Below are 25524 nucleotides of genomic sequence, written 5' to 3' on the forward strand. Positions count from 1 at the left end.
TCATATGAAGAAGGAAACAAGAAGCCTTCCTATGGTGGCGCTTCGCGGTATGGTCATTATGCCGGGAATGGTGGTTCACTTTGATGTAAGCAGAGAGAAATCTGTCGCGGCAATTCAGGAGGCAATGGTAGAGGAACAGAAGATATTTCTGACGGCACAAAAAGAGATAGAAACAGATAATCCAAAACAGGAGGATGTGTTTCCGGTTGGAACTGTAGGAACGATCAAGCAGATTATCAAACTGCCGAAGCGCATTGTCCGAGTGCTGGTTGCAGGAGAATCCAGAGGGATTCTAAACAGTATGGAGTATGAGGAGCCTTATCTGCGCGCCATGGTGGATGTAGTGGATGATTCAGATATTACGGTGCCGGAGGATTTGAATGGAGAGGCGCTGATTCGGGGACTGAAAGATATGTTTGTGGATTATGCGGCTAAAAACGGGAAGATGTCCAAAGAAGCCGTAGCTCAGATTCTGGAAATCAAGGACTTAAAAAAGCTGGTTGATGAGATTGCTGCCAATATCCCTCTGTACTATACGGATCAGCAGGATATTTTAAATGAGACCGAGTTCTGGAAACGATATGAACTGCTTGCATTTAAGCTGGTAAATGAAGTCCAGATCATGGATATAAAAGAAGAGATACAGCAGAAAGTAAAAGAACGTGTAGATAAGCATCAAAGAGAATATATCTTAAGAGAACAGTTAAAACTGATAAGAGAAGAGCTGGGAGATGATACGACGCTGTCTGATGCAGAGGAATTTGAACAGGCGGCGCAGAAGTTAAAAGCGCCAAAAGAAATAAAAGAAAAACTGAACAAAGAAATCAGCAGGTTTAAAAGCTCTTTGAATTCCCCTGCCGAAAGCGGAGTTATACGGACGTACATTGAGACAATTTTAGAGATGCCTTGGGATAAGTCTGTAAAAGACTCAAATGACATTGCGTATGCAGAGAAAGTATTAGAGGAGGAGCATTACGGTCTGGAACAGGTAAAAGAAAGAATCTTAGAATTCCTTGCAGTCCGGACGCTGACGAAAAAGGGAGAAAGCCCGATTCTTTGTCTTGTGGGCCCTCCGGGAACCGGAAAGACTTCTATCGCGAAGTCACTGGCCAGAGCGCTTAAAAAACCGTACGTAAGGATTTCCCTGGGAGGCGTACGGGATGAGGCAGAGATACGTGGACATAGAAAGACATATGTAGGCGCTATGCCGGGACGGATTGCCAATGGAATCCGTTCGGCGGGAGTGAAGAATCCTTTGATGCTTCTGGATGAAATTGATAAGGTCAGTACAGACTATAAAGGCGATACTTTTTCTGCGCTTTTGGAGGTATTGGACAGTGAGCAGAACAGTAAATTCAGGGATCACTATTTAGAGGTTCCGCTGGATTTATCCGAAGTATTGTTTATCACTACTGCTAATACGCTCCAGACTATTCCAAGACCGCTTCTGGATCGTATGGAAGTGATTGAAATCAGCAGTTATACGGAGAATGAAAAGCTCCATATTGCTGTGGAACACCTGATTCCAAAACAGATGAAGAAGCATGGGCTCTCCTCGGAGCAGCTTACTATCAGCAAACATGCGATCTGGAAAATAGCGAGAAATTATACAAAGGAGGCAGGCGTAAGACAGCTGGAGAGAGAAATAGGAAATATTTGCAGGAAGACAGCGAAGGAGCTTCTGACAACAAAGAAAACAAAAATTGCAGTGACAGAAAAAAATATTCATAAATATTTAGGCAAAGAAAAATATATCTATCAGATGGCAAATCCGGCTCCGGAGATCGGCATTGTAAGAGGCCTTGCGTGGACAAGCGTAGGCGGGGATACATTGCAGATCGAAGTAAATGTAATGCCAGGAAGCGGAGAGATTATGCTGACAGGGCAGCTGGGGGACGTAATGAAGGAGTCTGCGCAGACAGGAATCAGCTATATCCGTTCTGTTAGCCGGAGGTATGAAATTGCAGAGGATTTCTTTGAGAAGCATGATATTCATGTACATATCCCAGAAGGGGCGGTTCCTAAAGATGGCCCTTCTGCAGGGATAACGATGGCGACAGCTATGATTTCTGCCATTACCGGAAGAAAAGTGTGGGCGGATTTGGCAATGACAGGAGAAGTAACCTTAAGAGGAAGGGTGCTTGCGATCGGAGGACTGAAAGAAAAACTACTGGCGGCAAAAAATGCGGGAATTAAGACGGTTCTCATTCCGAAGGAAAACAAGGCAGATATAGAGGAGCTGTCTGCGGAGATCACAAGGGGGCTTCAAATTATACCAGTAGAAAATATGGACGAGGTCTTAGATAAGGCGCTTATAGCGGAGCACGCAGGAAAAGAGAAAAAAGAATAGGGAGATGTCATGGTAATTAGAAATATAAATCTGGAGACGGTCTGTGGAATTACAAGTAAGCTTCCAGAAAACAAGAAACCGGAAATAGCCTTCGCGGGAAAGTCGAACGTAGGAAAATCTTCTCTTATTAATGCCTTGATGAACCGGAAGTCTTATGCCAGAACTTCGGCTACTCCGGGGAAAACCCAGACGATTAATTTTTATAATATCAATGAAGAAGTATATCTGGTGGATTTGCCGGGATATGGATATGCCAAAGTTTCTGAGGAAGAGAAAAAGCAGTGGGGAAAACTGATAGAACGGTATCTGCATGAAGCGAAACAGCTGATGGCGGTATTTCTTTTGATTGATATCCGCCACGAGCCGTCCGCAAACGACAAAATGATGTACCAGTGGATTGTAGAGCAGGGCTTTGCTCCGATTATTATAGCTACAAAGCTGGACAAACTGAAAAAGAGTCAGGTTATGAAACATATAAGGATGGTAAAAGAGGGGCTTTCGCTGATACCAGGGACAAAGGTGATTCCATTTTCTTCTGTGACGAAACAGGGAAGGGAAGAAATATGGGAGCTGATCGAGACAGAATATTTAGGTAAGGCAGAGGTGGAGATGGATGGAAAGTAGACGCCCGTACTGGCAGGTTGCAGTAAGCTTGGTTTTCAGCCTGCTGGCAACAGCAGCATTTGTAATTATCGGGATAAAAGCAATCGGGTTTCTGATGCCTTTTGTGATAGGCTGGATTATATCTGCAATCGCGGCGCCGCTTGTAAATTGGCTGGAGAGAAGATTAAAGATCGTAAAAAAATTAGGCTCCGCCCTTATAGTTGTATTGGTGCTTGCAGTAATTGTGCTTGTCCTGTATTTTTGTATCAGCCGTCTGGTAAGTGAAATTGGAGATCTGGCCAAAAATTTTCCGGAGATGTATGCACAGTTAGAAAGTGGGTTGAAACAGATTGGAGGTACCTTGTCCGGCGTGTTTGAAAAGCTGCCGGAAGGGATACAAAACGGCTGGAATGCTATGGCAGCGAATCTCGACCAGTATATGGGAAATTTAGTCTCTAAGGTCAGTGAGCCGACTGTGACAGCGGCAGGAAATTTTGCTAAAAAAGTGCCTTCTTATTTGATTGCATTTATTGTGGCGGTGATGTCGGCATATTTTTTTACTGTGCAGAGAGAAGAAGTAATTCAATGGTTTAAGAAGGTTTCTCCTGAATCGGTGACAAAAAGAATGTCACTTGTAATGGATAATCTGCGCTATGCTGTAGGGGGCTATTTTAAAGCACAGTTTAAGATTATGGCGGTAGTTTTTGTGATACTGCTGATAGGATTTGCAATTCTGGGGGTCAACTATTTTGTGCTCATAGCATTTTTAATTGCATTTCTGGATTTTCTTCCGTTTTTTGGAACGGGAACAGCGATGATTCCCTGGGCAGTGTATAAATTCTTTATGGGAGATTATAAATCGACGGTGGTACTGGTCATATTCTATGTCGTTACCCAGCTTGTGAGACAGCTTCTACAGCCAAAGCTAGTGGGAGACAGTATGGGATTAAACCCTCTTGTCACCTTATTTTTGCTGTATATCGGATACAGAATCAGTAGTGTAATCGGTATGATTCTGGCGGTGCCGATTGGAATGATTCTTATCAATATGTGCCAGGCAGGTGCATTTGATTATATTTTTGATGACGTGAAAATTCTGGTAGAAGGAATTCTAGGACTCCGTGAGGAGAGAAAAGATTCAGAACAAAAAAAATGAGAGGAAGGATAGTATATCAGCTTTGGAACCATATTTTTAAAATATGGTTCCAGGGCTGAATTTTTATTCGGAATAGTCATATTTTGTATGGAAAAAGAAAAAATACACAATATATTGTATGTCCATGTTGAAAATAATCTAATTCTAGTATATAATCGCTGTATATCTTATTTTTAGGCTGTAATAAAAAATCAGGAGGACGTCCATGGCAGATTGTATAAATGAATGGGGAAGAGAATTAAATATAGAGGGAATTGCAGAAGTGATGGAGGGAATCAAGCAAGATTTTCCAGGAGATATATATTCTTTACATGTATTAGAAGAACGGTGCAGTGGATTTTTAAAGCCGGGAATGAAAGAAAAAGAACGCCTGAAGATGCTTATAAAAGCGGCCACAGAGCTGACAAGTCAGGAGGCGCCGGAGTGGGAAAAAATTGCCGGAAGGCTGCTGGCGTTTCAGTTTTACTGCAATTTGAAAGAGGAAGAAGCAAAACGAGGTATTCACAATTTTTATGAAAAAGTTTGTTATCTCGTCCGGCAGGGGCTTTACGGCAGCTATATTCTGGAGGCATACAGCAGCGAAGAGCTTCATACAGCACAGACCTATATTGTGCAAGAAAGAGATAAATTATTTACATTTTCCGGTCTAGAGCTGCTTTTAAAAAGGTATGTTGTATCGACACACCAGCATGTACCTCTGGAAAGCCCGCAGGAAATGTTCTTAGGGATTGCGCTGCATCTTGCCATGAGGGAAAAGAAGAAGCGGATGAGTTGGGTGAAACGTTTTTATGATATTTTTTCCAAAATGGAGGTGACAATGGCTACGCCCACACTGTCAAACGCGAGAAAGCCTTTCCAGCAGCTTAGTTCCTGCTTTATTGATGTGGTGCCGGACAGCTTAAAGGGAATCTTCCGTTCGATAGATAATTTTGCACAGGTAAGCAAATATGGAGGCGGGATGGGACTGTACTTTGGCAAGGTGCGTGCGGCAGGCAGTTCTATCCGCGGCTTTGAGGGCGCGGCAGGCGGCGTGATACGGTGGATACGTATTGTAAATGACACAGCAGTTGCAGTAGATCAGCTTGGAGTACGATCCGGAGCAGCCGCCGTCTATTTAGATGCATGGCACAGGGATCTGCCGGAGTTTTTACAAATCCGGACAAATAATGGAGATGAGAGACTAAAAGCCCATGATGTATTTCCGGCAGTGTGCTATCCTGATCTTTTCTGGAGGCTGGCAAAGGAGAATCTGGAACAGGACTGGTATCTGATGTGTCCGCATGATATTTTTTTGGTAAAAGGCTATTGCCTGGAAGACTGTTATGGGGAAGAATGGGAAGAAAAATACTGGGATTGTGTGCAGGATAGGCGGATCACAAAAAGAACAATCCGGCTGAAGGATATCGTGCGCCTGATTATTAAATCAGCAGCAGAGACTGGGACTCCGTTTGCATTTAACCGGGATACAGTAAACCGCGCCAATCCGAATCCGCACAGGGGAATGATATACTGCTCGAACTTGTGTACAGAAATCGCACAGAATATGTCTGGTATTTCTGATATGGATTCGAAAATACAGACAGAAGAGGGAGATACGGTTGTAGTGAAGACAACGAAGGCAGGAGATTTTGTTGTCTGCAATCTCGCCTCACTGACACTGGGACGCCTTCCTATCCACAATTTAGAATATACCAGGGAGGTAGTACGTACAGCGGTAAGAGCGCTGGACAATGTAATCGATCTGAATTTCTACCCTCTCCCTTATGCGGAAATTACAAACAGAAATTACAGGGCAATAGGGCTTGGGGTAAGCGGATACCATCATATGCTGGCAAAGAATCAGATAAAATGGGAATCAGAAGAACACCTTGCGTTTGTGGACAGTCTGTTTGAGGAACTGAACTATGCCTCTATAGAAGCAAGCAGTGATTATGCGGCAGAGAAAGGAAGCTACCGGTATTTCAAAGGATCAGACTGGGAAACAGGGGCTTACTTTGAAAAGAGGGGATATGATTCTGAAAAATGGCAGAAGTTAAGAGAAAAAGTAAAGAAACAGGGAATGAGGAATGCATATCTTCTGGCGGTTGCTCCAACAAGCTCGACTTCTATTATTTCAGGGACGACAGCCGGAGTAGATCCGGTGATGAAGAAGTTTTTTCTGGAGGAGAAAAAAGGGGCGATGCTACCGCGGACAGCGCCGGAGCTGAATATGGAAACGTATTGGTATTATAAGAACGCGCATTTGATCGACCAGAGGTGGTCAGTGCGGGCGTGCGGTATAAGGCAGAGGCATATAGACCAGGCACAGTCTGTAAATCTCTATATTACAAATGAGTATACGATGCGGCAGGTGTTAGATCTGTATCTTCTTGCCTGGGAAAGGAAAGTCAAGACAATCTATTATGTGCGGTCTAAGTCCCTGGAGGTTGAGGAATGTGAATCCTGTTCTTCCTGAATATTGCTTGCGCAGGCAAGCTCTGGAGAAAAAGAAATGTATGAATGAATTGTCTTGTTATTAGGAGGAGAATATGAAAGAAAAGCTATTGGCGCGCAAGCCTCTGTTTAATCCCAGAGGTGACACAGACATTCGGAAAAGACGCATGATCGGCGGCAACACGACGAATCTAAACGATTATAATAATCTGAAATATTCCTGGGCATCCGCTTGGTACAGACAGGCAATGAATAATTTTTGGATTCCGGAGGAAATTAATCTTGCACAGGATGCGAAAGATTATTTGAAACTACAAAAGGCGGAGAAAAAAGCATATGACAAAATCTTATCCTTTTTGGTTTTTCTGGACTCTATACAGACGGCAAACCTTCCCTGTGTGGGAGAATATATTACGGCTAATGAAGTGAACCTGTGTTTAAATATACAGACCTTTCAGGAGTGTGTACATTCACAGTCCTATTCCTATATGCTGGATACAATCTGTTCTCCGGAGGAGAGGATGGATATTTTATATCAGTGGAAGACAGATGAACATCTGCTTAAGAGAAATACATTTATTGGGGACTGCTATAACGCATTTCAAAAGAAGAAAGATGCAGGAACACTTTTAGAAGTGATGATGGCGAACTATATTCTGGAAGGGATTTATTTTTATTCTGGATTTATGTTTTTTTATAATCTGTCCAGAAATGGTAAAATGCCTGGTTCGGCTCAGGAAATCCGTTATATTAACCGGGATGAGAATACACATCTGTGGCTTTTTAGAAATATTATACTGGAATTAAAAAAAGAGTGTCCGGAGTTATTTGATGCGGCAATGGAAGCAAGGCTGCAGGCTCTCCTTGAAGAGGGCGTGCGCCAGGAGATTGCATGGGGACACTATGTGATCGGAGATGCGATCCCCGGATTGAACAAAAAGATGATTACAGAATATATTCAATATCTTGGTAATCTGCGGTGGACGTCGCTTGGTTATAAAGCGTTATATCCGGGATATGAAAAAGAACCAGAATCCATGAAGTGGGTATCCCAGTATGCCAATGCGAATATGGTAAAAACAGATTTCTTTGAAGCACGTTCTACCGCATATGCGAAATCCACAGCACTGACGGATGATTTGTAGAAAAATTTTATTAGAATTAGACAAGTATGGATAAACTATAGGGGAATACATTGAAAAAAGAAGATGAGTATGCTATTATGAGGAACAGAAAAAGAAAATGGAGGTGTAGTACAATGAAAAAATATATTTGTGATGTATGTGGATACATTTATGATGAAGCAGCAGGGGATCCGGATAACGGAATTGAGCCGGGAACAAAATGGGAGGATGTGCCGGACGATTTTCTATGTCCTCTGTGCGGAGTTGGAAAAGACCAGTTTTCTGAGACAGAATAAACAATAGTGAGAAAAAGGGTAGAAGAGAGTGCCGTCCAATCGTCAAGTTAGATGATTGGACGGCACTTTCGTGTATTTCGCAAATACATATGCCTTTTTTTCATATCCGGAAATCCGCAGTCGCACTTGCATACCGAAAGCCTGGTTTGTTCCATTAAAAAGAAAAGTCCTGTCGAACGGGAGACACACGCGCGCAAAACAAGAACATACGTAATTTTTAAACTAAAACAAACAGTATATAACAGTTGACAACAGTTATAAACTGTTATATACTGTTTGTGGATGGAGGAGAGAACATATGAAAATAATAATAAATAGTTCATCGATGGTACCAATCTATGAACAAATTGTAGAACAAATAAAAGCCCTTATCATAAGCGGAGAACTACAAGAAAATGATAACCTGCCATCTGTCCGGACTTTATCAAAAGAATTAAGAATCAGTGCACTTACTGTGAAAAAGGCGTATGACTTTCTGGAACAAGAAGGATTTACTGTGACAGTACATGGAAAAGGCACCTACGTTGCAAAGGCTAATAAAGAAAGAATGATGGAGGAATACAGAAAAGAGATTGAGACAGAATTAGAAGAAGTCATCCGAAAAGCAAAAAGGTATGGGGTGACGACGGAAGAAATCCGCGAACTGACGGAATTGATATTGGAGGGATAAGTTATGCTTAAAATGGACAGAGTAGAGAAAGGATATGAGAAGTTTAGGCTGCAGTGTTCTCTGGAGGTAAAACCAGGCTTTGTTACAGGACTTGTGGGACCTAATGGCGCAGGAAAATCTACTGCCTTTAAAGCGGCGCTTGGTCTGATACATACAGACGGGGGAAAAGTAGAGATTTTTGGAAAAGACAGTGCGAAGCTGACGAATAGAGACAAAGCAGAAATTGGGGTGGTACTTGCGGATTCCGGCTTTAGTGAATATTTGTCTATAAAAGATATAAGCAGAGTGATGTCTGCTTTGTATCCTGGGTTTGAGAAAACGAAATTTTTAAAACAATGTGAGCAGTTTCACCTTCCCGTGAATAAAAGAGTGAAAACATTTTCTACAGGAATGAAGGCAAAGCTAAAACTCCTTCTGGCATTGTCACATAAGGCTAAGATGCTGGTACTAGACGAACCGACGGCTGGGCTGGACGTTGCAGCAAGAGAAGACCTGCTGGATATTTTAAGAGAATACATGGAGGAGGACACCGAGAGGGCTATCTTGATAAGTTCTCATATTTCAGGAGATTTGGAAGGCTTGTGTGATGATCTGTATTTGATACAGGACGGGCAGATTGTTATGCATGAAGAGACGGATATTCTGCTCGATCAGTATGGAGTTTTAAAGGTAGATGAAGAACAGTTTCGCAATTTAGACACACAATATATTCTGCGCAGGAGAAAAGAAACATTTGGATATCGCCTGTTGACCGATCAGAAACAATATTATGTGGAAAATTATCCTAAAATGGTGATAGAAAATGCAAACATTGACGAGGTTGTATTGATGATGATGAAGGGAGAAGAATTATGAAAGGATTGCTGTTAAAAGACTTCTGTATATCAAAACTACAGAAAACCTTTATAATACTCATAGTGATTATGGGAGCTGTGTTTACTTATCTGTGGAAGAGTCCCTCTTATATGGTGAGCTTTCTTACTTTTATTGCCACTCTATTTGTACTGACAACGATCAGCTATGATGAATTTGACAATGGATATTCTTTCCTGTTTACACTGCCTGTTTCCAGGAAACTTTACGTTACAGAAAAATATGTATTCGCACTTCTTTTAGGAGCAGGGATTTGGTGTATTACAACAGCTTTAGCAGCGGTATACGTGGCAGTAACAGGGGCGGCAGAATTAAATACAGACTGGATAATGAGCTATATTATTTATTTAGGGTTTGTACTGTTAATTGTAGCGGTGACTGTGCCTGTTCAACTGAAATTCGGAGGAGAAAAGGGGCGGATAGCAATGATTATTGTACTGGGCGGAATGTTTCTGGCAGGCTGGGTGATTGTCAAAGGCTTGAAAAAAATAGGTATGGATGTGGAAGCAGTCTTGGATAAAACTTCTTCTATGGGAATAGCTGTATTTCTAGGCATATGGTTTGTAATTTTCTGTATTATCTTGTTCATCTCCTTTGGAGTAAGTGTCAAAATTATGGAAAGAAAGGAATTCTAAACAGGTATTTCTGTTAGAGCAGGGATAGAAAGTACAACATAGCGACATTCGTAAGTGTTGTTAAAAAACATTATTTAGCTTGACAGAGGAAATAGTATGTTGTATTATAACGTTGTTATATAACGCTGTTATGTGGAGGCAATATGGAGGAAAAAATACCAGACACATTGGAAAGGATTTTGCAAGCTGCTATGGAGGAGTTTTCTGAAAAGGGCTTCCTTGGAGCTTCTCTGCGCCAGATTGTAAAACGTGCCGGAGTGACCACAGGGGCTTTTTATGGTTACTTTTCCAGTAAAGAAACACTGTTCTCTTCTATTGTAGAACCTCATGCCGACATCCTGATGAGTAAATATATGGAGGCTCATGGCTCTTTTTCAAAGCTTCCGGCGGAAAAACAGCCGGAGCATATGGGGGTAGAGTCGAATTTTTATATTCATTGGATGGTGGACTACATTTGTAAGCACCGGGAGCCTGTAAAGCTGCTGCTCTGTGGAGCAGAAGGTACTGGATATGAGAATTTTGTTCATAATATGGTTGAAATAGAAGTAGAAAGTACCCTTAAATATGTGGAAACGCTTCGCTGTCTGGGACATGACATTTCCAATCTGAATCGGTCTTTGTGCCACATTATTGCCAGTGGTATGCTAGGTGGCATCTTCGAGATCGTGATCCACGATATCCCTAGAGAACAGGCTATGCGGGATGTAGAGCAGCTTCAGGCGTTCTATACTGCTGGATGGCTAAAACTAATGTCGCCATGACGAAAAAGGGGACAGCAGCTATATACAAGGGCACTCTGCATCCTTGAATAAACAGAGTGCCACAGAGTAATCCTATTTTTTTTATTCATAAGTTAGCCATAACTAACTAACATGTTTCTTATTAAAGGAGGTTATTCAATGAAACAAGAAAAAAAGAGCGATATGTCTGTTCTGCTAAGTTATGCAGGCAGCCGTAGAGGCCTGACCTTTCTAGGGCTGGCTTTATCCGCAGTATCCATGCTTCTTAGTATGGCGCCCTACATCTGTATTTGGCTGGTGGCCAGGGATCTGATCGCCGTAGCACCGGAATGGACACAGGCGCAGAACGTTTCCGAGTATGGATGGATAGCCTTTGCTTTTGCAGTAGGCGGCATTATCCTGTATTTTGCAGGCTTGATGTGTACACATCTGGCAGCTTTCCGTACAGCTTCTAACATCCGTAAGCAGGGGGTTGCACATGTAATGAAAGCTCCCCTGGGCTTCTTTGATTCTAATGCTTCAGGCTTGATCCGCGGGCGGTTGGATGCGGCGGCAGCCGACACCGAAACCTTGCTTGCCCACAATCTGGCGGATATTGTAGGTACCATTGTGTTGTTTGTGGCCATGCTGGTGATGATGTTTGTTTTTGACTGGCGGATGGGAGCCGCCTGCCTTTTGGCGGCGGTGATTTCGGTCATTGCGATGTTTTCCATGATGGGTGGAAAAAACACCAAGCTGATGGCGGAATATCAGGCAGCCCAAGACCGTATGACCAAGGCTGGAACGGAGTACGTACGAGGGATTCCCGTAGTGAAAATCTTTCAGCAGACAGTTTACTCGTTCAAAGCATTTCAAGAAGCTATCGAAGATTACAGCAATAAAGCTGAACATTATCAGGCGGATGTGTGCAGGGTTCCTCAGTCTATTAACTTAACCTTTACCGAAGGCGCTTTTGTGTTTCTGGTACCGGTAGCCCTGTTCCTTGCGCCGGGTGCAGTGACAGACGGTAATTTTGTCGCATTTGCCACTGACTTTGTTTTTTATGCAGTGTTTTCAGCCATCATTTCTACAGCGCTTGCAAAAATTATGTTCGCTTCCTCCGGTATGATGCTGGCTGGTACAGCTTTGGGGCGGATCAATCAGGTGATGGAAGCCCCCACTCTGAAAACGCCTGGTAATCCACAGATACCACACAGCAATAAAGTGGAATTTAAGGATGTGAGCTTTACCTATAACGGAGCTAAAAATCCCGCGCTCTCTCACGTTTCGTTTACAGCCCGGCCGGGACAGACCGTAGCATTGGTAGGACCCTCCGGAGGCGGTAAGACAACAGCAGCCAGTTTGATCCCGCGATTCTGGGATGTGACCGCAGGAGCTGTGGAAGTTGGAGAGGTAAATGTTACGCAGATCGATCCACATGTTCTTATGGAGCAGGTAGCCTTTGTATTCCAGAATAACCGCCTGTTCAAAGCGTCTATTCTGGAAAATGTTCGAGCCGCGCGTCCAGAAGCGACAAGGGAACAGGTGATGGAGGCGTTGATGGCTGCCCAGTGCGGAGATATTCTTGATAAGCTGCCGGATGGACCTGATACACAGATCGGAACCGAAGGAACATATCTTTCCGGCGGTGAACAGCAGCGTATCGCATTGGCCAGAGCTATTTTGAAGGATGCTCCCATTGTGGTTTTGGATGAGGCGACCGCCTTTGCCGATCCGGAGAATGAAGTGTTAATCCAAAAAGCTTTTGCCACTCTGACAAAGGGACGCACTGTTATTATGATCGCTCACCGTCTTTCTACTGTTGTCAGCGCAGATAAGATCATCGTCCTGGAGGAAGGGCGTGTTGCTGAGGAGGGTACTCATGAGGAGTTGATTGGCGCCAAAGGCGTGTATGCGCGGATGTGGACTGACTATAACAAGGCGGTTCAATGGAAAATCACCAGTGAAAAGGAGGAAGAGTAGATGTTTGGAGAGAAATTTCAGCGAAAATATGCCCTGACGGATCAGGGGGTTCGGAATACAAAAAAAGGTACGTTCTGGACAGTTATTGTCAATCTGATCGTTATGGGCGGCGTCAGTATCCTGTATCTGGTGATGTCCGGATTCGTGGGAACTCTGACAGCAGGAAAGGAACTAACCGGTACAGCGATTATTATCGGACTGCTGGTTCTTTTTGTCCTCCTGTCCTTCGTGACGCATTTGCAGCAATATAGGGCTACCTATGGACTGGTATATAATGAGGTTAAAACTACACGCCTTAGTTTGGCAGAACGGCTTCGTAAGCTGCCACTGGGATATTTTGGAAAACGAGATCTGGCAGACCTGACCGAGACAATCATGGGGGATGTCAACCGGATGGAGCATGTCTGGTCTCATGTACTGGGATATCTGTATGGGGCTTACATCTCTACAGCAATTATTGCTGTGTGCCTGCTTGTTTACAACTGGAGACTGGCTCTTGCATGCCTATGGGGTGTACCGGTGGCTTTTGGTCTGTTGTTCGGCAGCCGTAAGATAGCTGCCCGCAGTGCGGAACGGACGAAAAAGGCTGCTGTCCGGGTATCCGACGGTATTCAGGAAGCATTGGAAAATGTCAGGGAGATTCGTGCCACGAATCAGGAGGAACGGTTTTTGAACGGACTGAATCAAAAAATCGACGAACATGAACGAGTTACAATTCAGGGGGAATTGGGAACCGGCCTTTTTGTCAATGCTGCCAGCGTTATTATGCGTCTTGGTGTGGCAACAACCATTCTTGCAGGTGCTAATTTGATTCTGTCTGGCAGTATTGATTTCATGCTTTTGTTCTTGTTTTTGCTTGTCATTACTCGTGTTTATGCTCCCTTCGACCAGAGTCTGGCGCTCATTGCAGAAATGTTTGTCTCCCAGGTATCTGCTGACCGTATGAATGAGATTTATGACACACCTACAGCAGAGGGGGCGGAAAAATTTGAGCCAGAGGGACATGATATTGTCTTTGAGCATGTGAACTTTTCCTATGATGAGAAAGAAGTTTTGCATGATGTGAGCTTTACTGCAAAAGAAGGGGAAGTGACGGCGCTGGTAGGGCCATCCGGATCAGGCAAAAGTACCTGTGCCCGCCTCGCCGCAAGGCTGTGGGATATTTCCAAAGGTACGATTCGGGTAGGAGGTGTGGATATTTCTACCGTAGACCCAGAGGCACTGCTGCGAGATTATTCAATGGTATTTCAAGATGTGGTTTTATTCGATGATACAGTGATGGAGAACATTCGTCTTGGCAAACGAAACGCAACGGACGAAGAAGTGCGGGCCGCGGCCAAAGCCGCAAACTGCGATGAATTTGTGAAACGTCTGCCGCAGGGATATGACACACCTATTGGAGAGAACGGAGCAAAGCTCTCCGGAGGTGAACGGCAGCGCATCTCTATCGCCCGAGCCTTACTGAAGGATGCGCCGATTGTTCTCCTTGACGAAGCGACGGCCAGCCTGGATGTAGAAAATGAAACGAAGGTGCAAGGGGCACTCTCCCGCCTGCTAGAAGGAAAGACCGTACTTGTTATTGCTCACCGAATGCGTACGGTGGAAGTAGCCGATAAAATCGTTGTGTTGGCGGACGGCCAAGTGGCGGAAGAAGGCTCTCCGGCAGATTTGATGAGAAAGAACGGCCTTTACTGCCGTATGGTGGAACTGCAGCGGCAAAGCTCCGGATGGCGGTTAAATTAAGTAATCCAGCTTAGAAAGTCTTTAAAAGCTCTTTTATCCTCTCTTTACAAGGCAGACGATTGAGGCGTACTGGACGTACGCCGATTGAGGATAACACCGCAAATCACGAAAATATCATGGATTGAGGCGTGTGTGTCCTTGTAAAGAGAGGGCAGACTATCAGCATAGGCAGTAAATGCAAGTTTAGATAAAGACAGGTACTATGAAAGAAAATTCTTTGATAATACCTGTCTTTTTGCATTTACTGTTTGAAATTGCGATAAAGAATGAATTACAAAAAGAGATATATAATACACATAAAAATACTTACTTTGTGAAAGTGGATAATATAGAATAAATAAGTTGAGTCTCAATAAATGCGAATAGAATGTTTGTTCGGTATATCTGGGCAAATGTGAAATGTTGTGCTATACTAAACTGGTAAATATAAGCAAATGTCATGGATAGACATATAGTTGGTGATAATAATTTAGATGTCGCTATAGGCCTATTGGGGGATATTTAAAAGAAATACGTAAGGAAGCATAGTATAGAAATATGCATGTCTTTAGTTATATGCTCGAAAATATAACATTTAATAAAATTATATATGATTTTGTAAGAATCTGGCGGAATGCAGGTAGTCGTATATTTTTGATTTAAAGCAAAGAATTATAAATTATTTGTAGAAAAAATCTAATTTTGAGGTGATTTCGGATATAGATAGGCAGGAGGGAGAAATGAATAAACGAGAGTTTGCTTCAATGATTGTGAAATACTGGTATCTTATAGAATTTTTGGAACAGCCTGATTTCCCTATGCAGAGCAGAGAGGGGAAAGCGCTTTGTTTAAAAGCAGCAAAAGAAGAGACGTGTGTTAAGCAGATTACATTGTATGATAATCTATCTGTCCAGGAGAAGTCTGGCGAAATAATGATTTTTGAGGAACCTTGTATGGCATTGCAAAATGATGCGAACATATATCCATCCCATAAGATTTTGTCGGATGAGATTCACATATGTCTGGGGAAGTTAGAAAGGCATATTTTTTCGGATTGTTTGCAGCAGATTTTCTGTGAAGATCTGGAATTACCGGAGAAAAATCATGGGAAAATATGTTTGATTGGGTTAAAATGTGATGAACAAGGAAAGTACATTCCAGACAGTTTTACAATCTCTCCCTTGTTATGGGGAATCTGCAGGCTTTTGGCTCATACTGGGGAGTTGACAAAAGCAAATATGGCTGAATTTTTGTCGATTGCAGAATATGAGTCAGATGTTTGGCTTTTAGGCGAAAGGCTGGTGGAATTAGAGGACGGAAAGCGAGCTGGAAAGCCGTTAACCCGAGAACTCTTAAATTCGATCATGGATGAAGTAGAAAAAGAGTATTTAGTAAAACTGATTCCAAAAGAAAAGAAGATGAATCGAGAGGGAGCAGTTATTTATCGAAGATATCGGTCAGAAGCAGATAAATTGCAGGATATGGACGTTTTTCACTACAGTGATCTAGCGAATAGTTTTTTTGCAAAAGACCTTCAAATGGTAGAAAAAGCAATTGATAGAGAAACATTTGGCAATATTCCCATGGAAAGGGAGATATTGGATTACATAACCGGATTGTATGCGGAAGAAATGCCTGGATTACATTGGTTAGATTTTGATAAGCGTATTGACGTGCGTAATAATATTAAGAAAAACGGAAAGGACCTGGTAGATTTCTTTCATCACTATTTAGATGTTAAAAAGGCTCCTCTTGGAAAGTGGCCGTCTAAATTTATGCCTTGTCTGATGCAGCAGCTGGCAGTGAATTTGAGTTGGAAACCGTCTTCAGAGAATCCACCCGTTTTTTCTGTTAATGGACCGCCTGGTACAGGGAAAACTACTTTACTAAAAGAAATCATAGCAGGAAATATAGTGGAAAGGGCAAGTCTGCTTATAAAGTATAAGGATCCTGATGATGCATTTGTCTTGCAACATTTTCAAGATGGTGATAAACGGAAGAGAGGATACTCGGATTATTGTTGGGGATATTATGATTTTCAAGATAAAAAATTGAAAAATTACGGAATGTTGGTAGCTTCCTGTAATAATGCTGCTGTGGAGAATATCACGAAGGAATTGCCGGACGGGGTAGCCTTGCTAAAAGGAATTAGCCCGAAAAAGAACGTGGAAGAATCCGTCAGAGAAGGACTCTTAGAAGTAAAGGATTTATTTGAGATAGATAAAGCAGGACAGGAACCCTATTCTGTTTGGAATCAACAAACAGGGAGGAGTGAAATTCGGAAATATCCAGATATATATTTTACAAAATTGGCAAATGATCTGGCAAAACGAAGAGATGGGGAATGGAACTGCTGGGGGCTTATTTCTGCACCATTTGGAAAAACCAGTAACTTGAAACAATATATCAATTCTGTTTTAAAACCATATATAGGAAGTTTTGGCTCCAACGAGGTTATTTTGCGGCGAAAAGAAGAGTATGCCGATGCAGTGCAGCGGTTTAAAAACCAGTATCAAAAAGTCAAGAGAATGGAACAGAAGCTTCAAAAGCTCAGTAGTTCTAGAGAATATTTTATGAGGCATCAGGAAAAGTACATAAATGAAATACAAAAGGCAGAGGAGAGACAGGCTCAAGAAATCCAAAATAAAACAAAAATACAGAAGAGTATACAGGAGTTAGAACAGAAAATAGAAATAGCAGAATCGGTATTGAAAAATTATCAGTTGGAATTAAGAGATCAACAAAAATACAAATTACAACAGGATAAAGCAAGGCAAGAGGCCGGAAATCATATTCAGAATATACGTCAGAAAATTATGGGATTAGAGAATAGCCGTCGCTTTCTGGATATTGTTCTCGAAATTTTCCGTCGCCCAACGATGTTATCCCGTACTATTCAGGAGCAGTATCAAGTATTAGAAAAAGCAGAACAGGTTCTTTGTGCAGAGGAAACAAAGGTCAGACAGATGCAGCAAAAATTAGAAGAGAACAATCGGCGGTATAAGGAACAGAAAGGTGTAATGATAGGTTTCGGAAAGGAGAGAAAACAACTTTTTGAAGAACAGCAAACTTGTCTGCGTAGTATAAGTCAACTGGGCGAACAGATCGAAAATTGCAGAAAGAAAATATTAAAGTTTTCAGATACTTATTTGAATCAGCTAAAGGAAGCTTCAGCACAGGAGGGAGCTTCATCCATGACAGTCCTAAACGAAGAGTTTTTCAAGCAGTATGATAGTAATGATAATGAAAAATCTACTGCAGCACAGGTTTCTAATCCATGGTATACAGAAGTTTACAATCGGGAAAGAGAAAAATTATTTTATGAGGCGTTACAACTTCATAAAGCATTTTTATTAGGCTCTAAATCTTGTTTGTGGAATTTTAAAAATTTATTATTACTATGGAAAGAACCTAGAAGTGATGATGATAAAAAAGTGGTAGCTTTTTCAAAGCGTGACAGAGAAAATGCATTTGGTGCATTGTTAAATACTGTGTTTTTGTTGACGCCTGTGTTATCCACTACATTTGCGTCAGCAGGAACTATGTTGTCACCGATTCGAAAAATGGGAGAAATCGGATGTTTGATTATTGATGAGGCGGGACAAGCTGCTCCACAGATGGCGTTAGGTTCTCTTTTCCGATGCCGCCGTGCAATTATAGTTGGCGATCCTAAGCAGGTGGAACCAGTTGTAACAGATGAATTGGATTTGATTAAACAAGTGATACAAAATGAATATACAGGACATTACCAAGCGAAAAATCTTTCTGTTCAGGGATTTGCAGATCGATTGAATATGGTGGGTACAACCTATATTGAGCAGGAAAAGAATCTCTGGGTGGGATGTCCGTTAGTGGTGCATCGACGTTGTATCAGCCCTATGTTTGAGATATCAAACTCCTTATCTTATAATTATATAATGAAGCAGCAGACTATTCCACCAAATCCTGAAAAGGAGGCTTCTTTCTGCAGAGAAAGTTCTGGCTGGATTAATGTCAGCGGGAGTGAAAAAAGTAATTCAGGTAAGAACCATTTTGTGGAGGCGCAAGGAAAAAAAGCATGGGAGCTTATCCAAAAAGCCTTTCAATTGACAGAAGAAATGCCAAGTCTTTTTGTAATCACTCCATTTACTACTGTACGGGATAGCATGAAAAAGCTGCTTCGTTCCCAAAGAGAGTATAGCGAGGATAAACGTATGGCAGAGTGGGTAGAGACGTGTATTGGAACTGTACATACATTTCAGGGGAAAGAAGCGGATCAGGTAATTTTTTTGCTTGGATGTGATAAAAATGCATTATCCGCAGTTAGGTGGGTAAATACCAATATTGTGAACGTGGCAGTGACCAGGGCCAAATACCGTTTGTATGTGATCGGTGATTATACGGTGTGGCAGTATTCGGATTTATTCCGGAAAGTAAAGGGAATTCTGGACAGCCATGCTCTGCGAACCTTGCAAAAGGCAGCGGATGTTCCTGAAACAGTACAAAGCAAAAAACAAATAGAGCGATTGATGAAAGAAGTACCGGGTGCGGATTCTCTGACAATGGACGGAAAATTGGAAGACAGCCTTGTGATGCCTTTTTTTCAGGAAATAGATAATATATGGAAAAATCATACTGTTACACCAGAACAGCTGAAAGTATTTGGACTTACTGAAGAAGAAATGGAGAAACTTCCCTCAATGATTCGGCAAAGGCTTGTCAGCAGTATTTTACTTCATGAATTTTTTGATGTAATGAGAGAACAATATTGTGTAGAAGAAATGGATGCTTCTTGTGTAGGTATTTTATTTTGCAAGACGATGGAATCTATGTTAAAAGAGATGCTTCTGGATAAATTAAAAAATTTATTTCCGGAGGAAAAGATATATAAGGAAAAATTATGTAATTTACGAGAAGAGAGGGTAACAACAGGTACATTTACCTATATATTAGAGCAAGAAAAAATACGTTCTTATCTGGCGGGGCGCAGAGTTTTGCTATCAGGGGAAGTTTGTGATGAACAATGGTGGATGATATATGCTGAGGGGTTAGAAGAATTTCGTAAACTGCGTAATATCTGTTGTCATTCTGAGCCATTAGGGTGGGAGCAAGAGAAAAAATTAATACAAATCCTTTTTGAACGGCAAGAATTTATGAAAACCATGGTAGGGGATTCCTTATAATTTTTAAACTTTTGTATACAAAAATTTTTCTCAAAATACGGAATGTTTGCAGGAATGTTTCCGATAGAAGGACAATGAGAAGGAAAGATTGATTATAGATTTTATAAGGAATTGACAGAAAGCGCAGTATACAGAAGAAGGGAACACTTAAGGGCTGCGAGCAAGGGACGATAAAGTAGCTTGCTATATAAACTGGATGATTTCTAAATGAGATCATTCAGTTTTTCTGTCTGTGGATTCTTAGATCGAATATAAAAGATGTTAGGATATATATGCAGAAATGATGTTTCGGATGAATAAAGTTTCCTTTTTGGTATTAAAGGACTTGACGGGATATGCAACGATTGAGGATGTATATGAAAGATATTCTGAACTGACAGAACTGAAATTTTTTCATAATCAGTATATAAATAAAGAATTTCTGCAGGATAAAGTGCGAGATGAATCATATGATTTTAGATTGAACAGTGAGTGATATATGTAAGGGGAAAGAAATTTTGCTTAATTCTATGGGATAAGGAAATTTAAACTTAGATTTTTTAACTTTGTGCATGGCTGAATAGTTACGAGAATTTTAATAAAATTTTCTAATAGGATTGACGCATATGACAAGATGGGATAGAATGAAAAAAGAACGTTTGTTTGGAATGAAAATTACCAACTATGCATAATATCAGAATATTTATGTTGTTAGAATATTTGGACAGGATTCGTGTAAACGCATATAAAAGGCGTACAATAACGGTATTACACGAATAATACAGGAGAATCGGATATGAGCGAAGAAAGAAAGTTTAAATTAGTATCTTCTTATAAGCCTACCGGAGATCAGCCCCGGGCGATTGAATCACTGGTGAAAGGGTTTAAGGAAGGAAACCAGTGCCAGACACTGCTTGGCGTCACTGGCTCTGGTAAGACATTTACCATGGCGAATGTCATTCAGCAGTTGAATAAACCAACTCTTATCATAGCGCACAATAAAACATTGGCAGCTCAGTTGTACGGCGAGTTTAAAGATTTTTTTCCAGATAATTCTGTAGAATATTTCGTCTCCTACTACGACTACTATCAGCCGGAAGCCTATGTCCCTTCCTCTGACACATACATTGCCAAAGATTCCTCTATCAACGATGAGATAGACAAGTTGCGGCTCTCTGCCACAATGGCATTGATGGAGAGACGGGATGTGGTAATTGTCGCCAGCGTCTCCTGTATTTATGGCTTGGGAAGTCCGGTGGACTATCAGAACATGGTGATTTCCCTGCGTCCGGGGATGGTGCGCGACAGAGATGAGGTGATGGCAAAGCTGGTGGAAATTCAGTATGATCGCAATGAGATGGATTTTCACCGTGGAACGTTTCGCGTGCGTGGCGACGTACTCGAAGTGATTCCAGCAAATTCTATGGATACGGCTGTGCGCATTGAGTGGTTTGGGGATGAAATTGACAGAATTACAGAAATAGATATACTTACTGGAGAAATAAAAGATGAACTCAAGCATGTGGCAATTTTTCCAGCGTCCCATTATGTAGTTGACAAAGAGAACATACAGCGTGCGGTAAAGGATATAGAAGAGGAGCTTGAAGAACGGGTAAAAGAATTTAAACGCCAGGACAAGCTTTTGGAGGCGCAGCGGATTGCAGAGAGAACAAATTTTGATATTGAAATGTTGAAAGAGACTGGATTTTGTTCTGGGATAGAAAATTATTCCAGACATCTTGCTGGATTAAAACCAGGGCAGGCTCCATATACTCTGATTGATTATTTTCCAGATGACTTTATTATCATGATTGACGAGTCCCATAAAACAATACCACAGATTGGAGGGATGTATGCGGGAGATCAGTCTAGGAAGACGACACTGGTAGATTATGGCTTTCGCCTTCCATCAGCAAAAGACAACCGGCCGCTAAACTTTGGGGAATTTGAATCGAAAATCAATCAGGTATTGTTTGTTTCTGCAACACCTGGACCTTATGAGGAAGAACATGAGCTTCTGCGGACAGAACAAGTCATCCGGCCTACAGGACTTTTGGATCCAGAAGTAGTGGTACGTCCGGTAGAAGGGCAGATTGACGATCTGATTGGAGAAATCAATCGCGAAGTTTCTAAAAAGAATAAAGTATTGGTGACGACGCTGACAAAGCGTATGGCGGAAGATTTGACGGACTATATGCGTGAGGTAGGGATCCGGGTAAAATACCTTCATTCAGATGTAGATACGCTGGAACGGACGGAGATTATCCGGGATATGCGCCTGGATGTTTTTGATGTCCTGGTGGGAATCAATCTTTTGAGAGAAGGGCTGGATATTCCGGAAATTACTCTGGTTGCAATATTAGATGCAGACAAAGAGGGGTTCCTTCGTTCTGAGACATCTCTGATTCAGACAATTGGGCGGGCAGCTCGAAACGCAGAAGGGCATGTCATTATGTATGCAGATACAATTACAGATTCGATGCGCCTTGCAATGGAAGAGACAAGACGGCGCCGTGAGATTCAGATGAAATATAATGAGGAGCATGGAATTACACCGCAGACAATCCAGAAATCCGTAAGAGATTTAATTAGTATTTCAAGAAAAGTAGCGGCAGAAGAGATGCGTATTGAAAAAGATCCGGAATCTATGAGTAAAAAAGAACTGGAAAAGTTGATTGCGGATATTACAAAGCAAATGAAGAAAGCAGCGGCCGAATTGAATTTCGAAACGGCGGCAGAGCTGCGTGATAAGCTCGTTGAATTGAAAAAATACTTGAATGAATTGGAAGATTAGTGAGACGGCTTAAAAGAGGACAGCATTTTAGAAAGGATTACCATACTATGGGAATAAAGATGGATGCACGTAAATATATAAAAATACGAGGTGCAAATGAGAATAATTTAAAAAATATAGATTTGGACATACCAAGGAATGAATTAGTTGTTTTTACGGGGTTAAGCGGCTCGGGAAAATCATCCCTTGCATTTGACACAATTTATGCGGAGGGACAGAGACGTTATATGGAATCGCTTTCCTCCTATGCCAGACAGTTTTTAGGGCAGATGGAGAAACCGAATGTGGAGAGTATTGAAGGCTTGTCTCCAGCGATTTCCATTGATCAGAAGTCGACGAATCATAATCCACGTTCTACGGTAGGAACCGTGACGGAGATCTATGATTATTTCCGTCTGCTTTATGCGCGTATAGGAATACCGCATTGTCCGAAATGTGGCAGAGAAATTAAAAAGCAGACAGTGGATCAGATGGTAGATCAGGTGATGGCATTGCCGGAGGGAACAAGGATTCAGCTTTTGGCGCCGGTTGTCAGAGGCAGAAAAGGAACCCATGCTAAATTATTTGAGAGAGCAAAAAAGAGCGGATACGTACGCGTGCGGGTAGATGGGAATCTGTATGAACTGTCAGAAGAAATCTCTTTGGACAAAAATATCAAACATAATATTGAGATTATTGTAGACCGGCTGATTGTAAAGTCAGGAATAGAGAAACGATTGACGGACTCTGTTGAAAATGTACTGCATCTGGCGGAAGGACTGCTGGTTGTAGATGTTATAGGAGGAGAAGCGCTGAATTTCAGCCAAAGCTTTTCCTGTCCCGACTGTGGAATTAGTATTGAGGAGATTGAGCCAAGAAGTTTTTCTTTTAATAATCCATTTGGAGCTTGTCCGGAGTGTTATGGATTAGGATATAAGATGGAATTTGCAGAAGAATTGATGATTCCGGATCCTTCTTTGTCAATCAATGAGGGTGCGATTGCAGTTATGGGATGGCAGTCCTGTACGGATAAATCCAGCTTTACGAGAGCAATACTGGATGCTTTATGTAAAGAATACAAATTTGATTTGGATACACCGTTTGAGAAATATCCGAAAAAAATACATGATGTATTAATTCATGGGACAAATGGGAAATCTGTAAAGGTATACTATAAAGGACAGCGTGGGGAAGGAGTCTACGATGTAGCATTTGAAGGATTGATAAAAAATGTAGAACGCAGGTATCGTGAGACGGGTTCGGATGTTATGAAGGCGGAGTATGAGACATTTATGAATATTACGCCCTGTTCTGCATGTAATGGAGAGAGGTTAAAGCCGGGCGCACTGGCAGTTACAGTAGGGGATAAAAATATTGCAGAAGTAACGGCTCTTTCGATTGAAAAGTTGAAAATATTTTTGTCTTCTTTGGAACTGACAGAGACGCAGAAACTAATTGGAGGTCAGATATTAAAAGAAATTGATGCCAGAACACAGTTCTTGCTGGATGTAGGGCTGGAATACCTGACTCTTTCCAGAGCAGCAGGTTCACTGTCCGGAGGAGAGGCGCAGAGAATCCGTCTGGCGACACAGATAGGGTCAGGTTTGGTAGGAGTGGCGTATATTCTGGATGAACCAAGTATCGGATTGCACCAGAGAGACAATGATAAACTGCTCGCTACTTTAAAGCATCTTCGCGACTTAGGGAATACTTTGATCGTAGTAGAGCATGATGAGGACACAATGCTTGCGGCAGACTGCGTGGTGGATATTGGACCAGGAGCCGGAGAGCATGGTGGTGAGGTTGTTGCAGTCGGTACGGCGCAGGAAATTATGAACAATAAAAACTCGATAACTGGAGCATATTTAAGTGGAAAAATTAAAATTCCAGTGCCAGGAGAGAGAAAAAAGCCTTCAGGATTTCTGAAAATTGTAGGAGCGCAAGAAAACAATTTAAAAAATATTGATGTGAAGATCCCATTAGGAGTAATGACTTGTGTTACAGGTGTCTCAGGCTCTGGAAAGAGCTCCCTCATCAATGAGATTTTATACAAAAAGCTGGCAAAAGAATTAAACCGTGCCCGGACAATTCCTGGAAAACATAAGCGGATTGAGGGACTAGAACAGGTTGATAAGGTGATCGATATCGATCAGTCTCCAATAGGCAGAACCCCCCGTTCTAATCCGGCGACTTACACAGGAGTGTTTGATTTGATCCGGGATCTGTTTGCGGCGACACCGGATGCGAAAGCCAGGGGATACAAAAAAGGAAGATTTAGTTTCAATGTCAAGGGTGGACGTTGTGAAGCATGCAGCGGCGACGGAATTATAAAAATTGAGATGCACTTTTTGCCGGATGTATATGTACCATGTGAAGTATGCGGCGGAAAACGATATAATCGTGAAACCCTGGAAGTAAAATATAAGGGAAAAACGATTTATGACGTCCTGAATATGACAGTGGAAGAGGCTTTAAAATTTTTTGAACATGTTCCGAGTATCCGAAGAAAAATGGAGACACTAAATGATGTCGGACTCTCCTATATCCGTCTGGGGCAGCCGTCCACAGAGCTTTCCGGAGGTGAGGCACAGCGGATTAAGCTGGCATCAGAATTAAGTCGCAGAAGTACAGGAAAAACAGTATATATACTGGATGAGCCAACGACAGGCTTACATTTTGCAGATGTGCATAAGCTGACAGAAATTCTGCGCAGACTGTCAGGAGATGGAAATACAGTCGTAGTGATCGAGCATAATTTAGATGTCATTAAAACAGCGGATTATATTATTGATATCGGACCAGAAGGCGGCGATAAAGGAGGAACGATTGTAGCGACAGGTACGCCTGAGGAAGTGGCGAAGAACAAAAAATCTTATACAGGTAAGTATATTGACGCAATCCTTAAGAAAAACTAAAAATATGAAAAAGGGGTTTCCATTTCTGGAAAAGTTTATTATACTATTGGTGCAGATGAAGAGGTGAGCAGGGGAAACACAGCTTATCTGCACATATGGATTGGATAAAAGTCTGCTGTGCCAGACAGTAA

Annotated in this window: 16 protein-coding genes; all 16 read left to right on the plus strand. The window is 41.9% G+C overall.

Annotated features, from left to right (window positions below):
* Positions 1-4 precede the first annotated feature (4 nt).
* The 16 genes from lon to uvrA all read left to right on the plus strand — a co-directional run bounded on the left by lon (position 5) and on the right by uvrA (position 25393).
* Entirely contained in the window at positions 5-2350 is a 2346-nt protein-coding gene (gene lon, locus H8S37_RS00880; RefSeq protein ID WP_186874177.1) for an endopeptidase La, read from the plus strand.
* Positions 2351-2359: 9 nt separating this feature from the next.
* Positions 2360-2974: a ribosome biogenesis GTP-binding protein YihA/YsxC gene (gene yihA / locus H8S37_RS00885; RefSeq protein ID WP_186874178.1), complete on the plus strand. Its 615-nt coding sequence runs from the start codon at positions 2360-2362 to the stop codon at positions 2972-2974.
* Complete coding sequence (gene ytvI / locus H8S37_RS00890) at positions 2964-4109, plus strand: sporulation integral membrane protein YtvI (RefSeq protein ID WP_186874179.1); 1146 nt, start codon at positions 2964-2966, stop codon at positions 4107-4109. The genes yihA and ytvI overlap by 11 nt, the downstream gene beginning before the upstream one ends.
* A 205-nt stretch (positions 4110-4314) precedes the next feature.
* A complete protein-coding gene (locus tag H8S37_RS00895; RefSeq protein WP_186874180.1) occupies positions 4315-6564 on the plus strand; it encodes a ribonucleoside-diphosphate reductase subunit alpha in 2250 nt (749 codons plus the stop codon).
* A gap of 73 nt (positions 6565-6637) precedes the next feature.
* Positions 6638-7687: a ribonucleotide-diphosphate reductase subunit beta gene (locus tag H8S37_RS00900; RefSeq protein WP_186874181.1), complete on the plus strand. Its 1050-nt coding sequence runs from the start codon at positions 6638-6640 to the stop codon at positions 7685-7687.
* Between the two features lie 113 nt (positions 7688-7800).
* Positions 7801-7962, plus strand: coding sequence for a rubredoxin (rd, locus tag H8S37_RS00905; RefSeq protein ID WP_186874182.1), 162 nt, complete (start codon positions 7801-7803; stop codon positions 7960-7962).
* A 298-nt stretch (positions 7963-8260) separates the two neighbouring features.
* Entirely contained in the window at positions 8261-8632 is a 372-nt protein-coding gene (locus H8S37_RS00910; RefSeq protein ID WP_186874183.1) for a GntR family transcriptional regulator, read from the plus strand.
* A gap of 3 nt (positions 8633-8635) precedes the next feature.
* On the plus strand, positions 8636-9487 hold the full coding sequence (locus tag H8S37_RS00915) for an ATP-binding cassette domain-containing protein (RefSeq protein ID WP_186874184.1): 852 nt from the start codon (positions 8636-8638) through the stop codon (positions 9485-9487).
* A complete protein-coding gene (locus H8S37_RS00920) occupies positions 9484-10140 on the plus strand; it encodes an ABC-2 transporter permease (protein WP_186874185.1) in 657 nt (218 codons plus the stop codon). The genes H8S37_RS00915 and H8S37_RS00920 overlap by 4 nt, the downstream gene beginning before the upstream one ends.
* Before the next feature lie 143 nt (positions 10141-10283).
* Complete coding sequence (locus tag H8S37_RS00925) at positions 10284-10901, plus strand: TetR/AcrR family transcriptional regulator (protein WP_186874186.1); 618 nt, start codon at positions 10284-10286, stop codon at positions 10899-10901.
* A 138-nt stretch (positions 10902-11039) separates the two neighbouring features.
* On the plus strand, positions 11040-12842 hold the full coding sequence (locus tag H8S37_RS00930) for an ABC transporter ATP-binding protein (RefSeq protein WP_186874187.1): 1803 nt from the start codon (positions 11040-11042) through the stop codon (positions 12840-12842).
* Complete coding sequence (locus tag H8S37_RS00935) at positions 12843-14585, plus strand: ABC transporter ATP-binding protein (protein ID WP_186874188.1); 1743 nt, start codon at positions 12843-12845, stop codon at positions 14583-14585.
* A 719-nt stretch (positions 14586-15304) separates the two neighbouring features.
* Positions 15305-19726 (plus strand): DEAD/DEAH box helicase, encoded by a 4422-nt coding sequence (locus H8S37_RS00940; protein WP_186874189.1) that lies wholly within the window; start codon positions 15305-15307, stop codon positions 19724-19726.
* Positions 19727-20006: 280 nt separating this feature from the next.
* On the plus strand, positions 20007-20201 hold the full coding sequence (locus H8S37_RS00945; RefSeq protein ID WP_207723859.1) for a hypothetical protein: 195 nt from the start codon (positions 20007-20009) through the stop codon (positions 20199-20201).
* 300 nt (positions 20202-20501) lie between these two features.
* The gene (gene uvrB, locus H8S37_RS00950; protein WP_186874191.1) at positions 20502-22499 is read left to right on the plus strand and encodes an excinuclease ABC subunit UvrB; all 1998 of its coding nucleotides are present in this window, start codon (positions 20502-20504) and stop codon (positions 22497-22499) included.
* Positions 22500-22546: 47 nt separating this feature from the next.
* Positions 22547-25393, plus strand: coding sequence for an excinuclease ABC subunit UvrA (uvrA, locus tag H8S37_RS00955; RefSeq protein ID WP_186874192.1), 2847 nt, complete (start codon positions 22547-22549; stop codon positions 25391-25393).
* Positions 25394-25524: the final 131 nt, after the last annotated feature.

Source organism: Mediterraneibacter hominis, from assembly GCF_014287475.1.
Taxonomy (GTDB): Bacteria; Bacillota; Clostridia; order Lachnospirales; family Lachnospiraceae; genus Mediterraneibacter; species Mediterraneibacter hominis.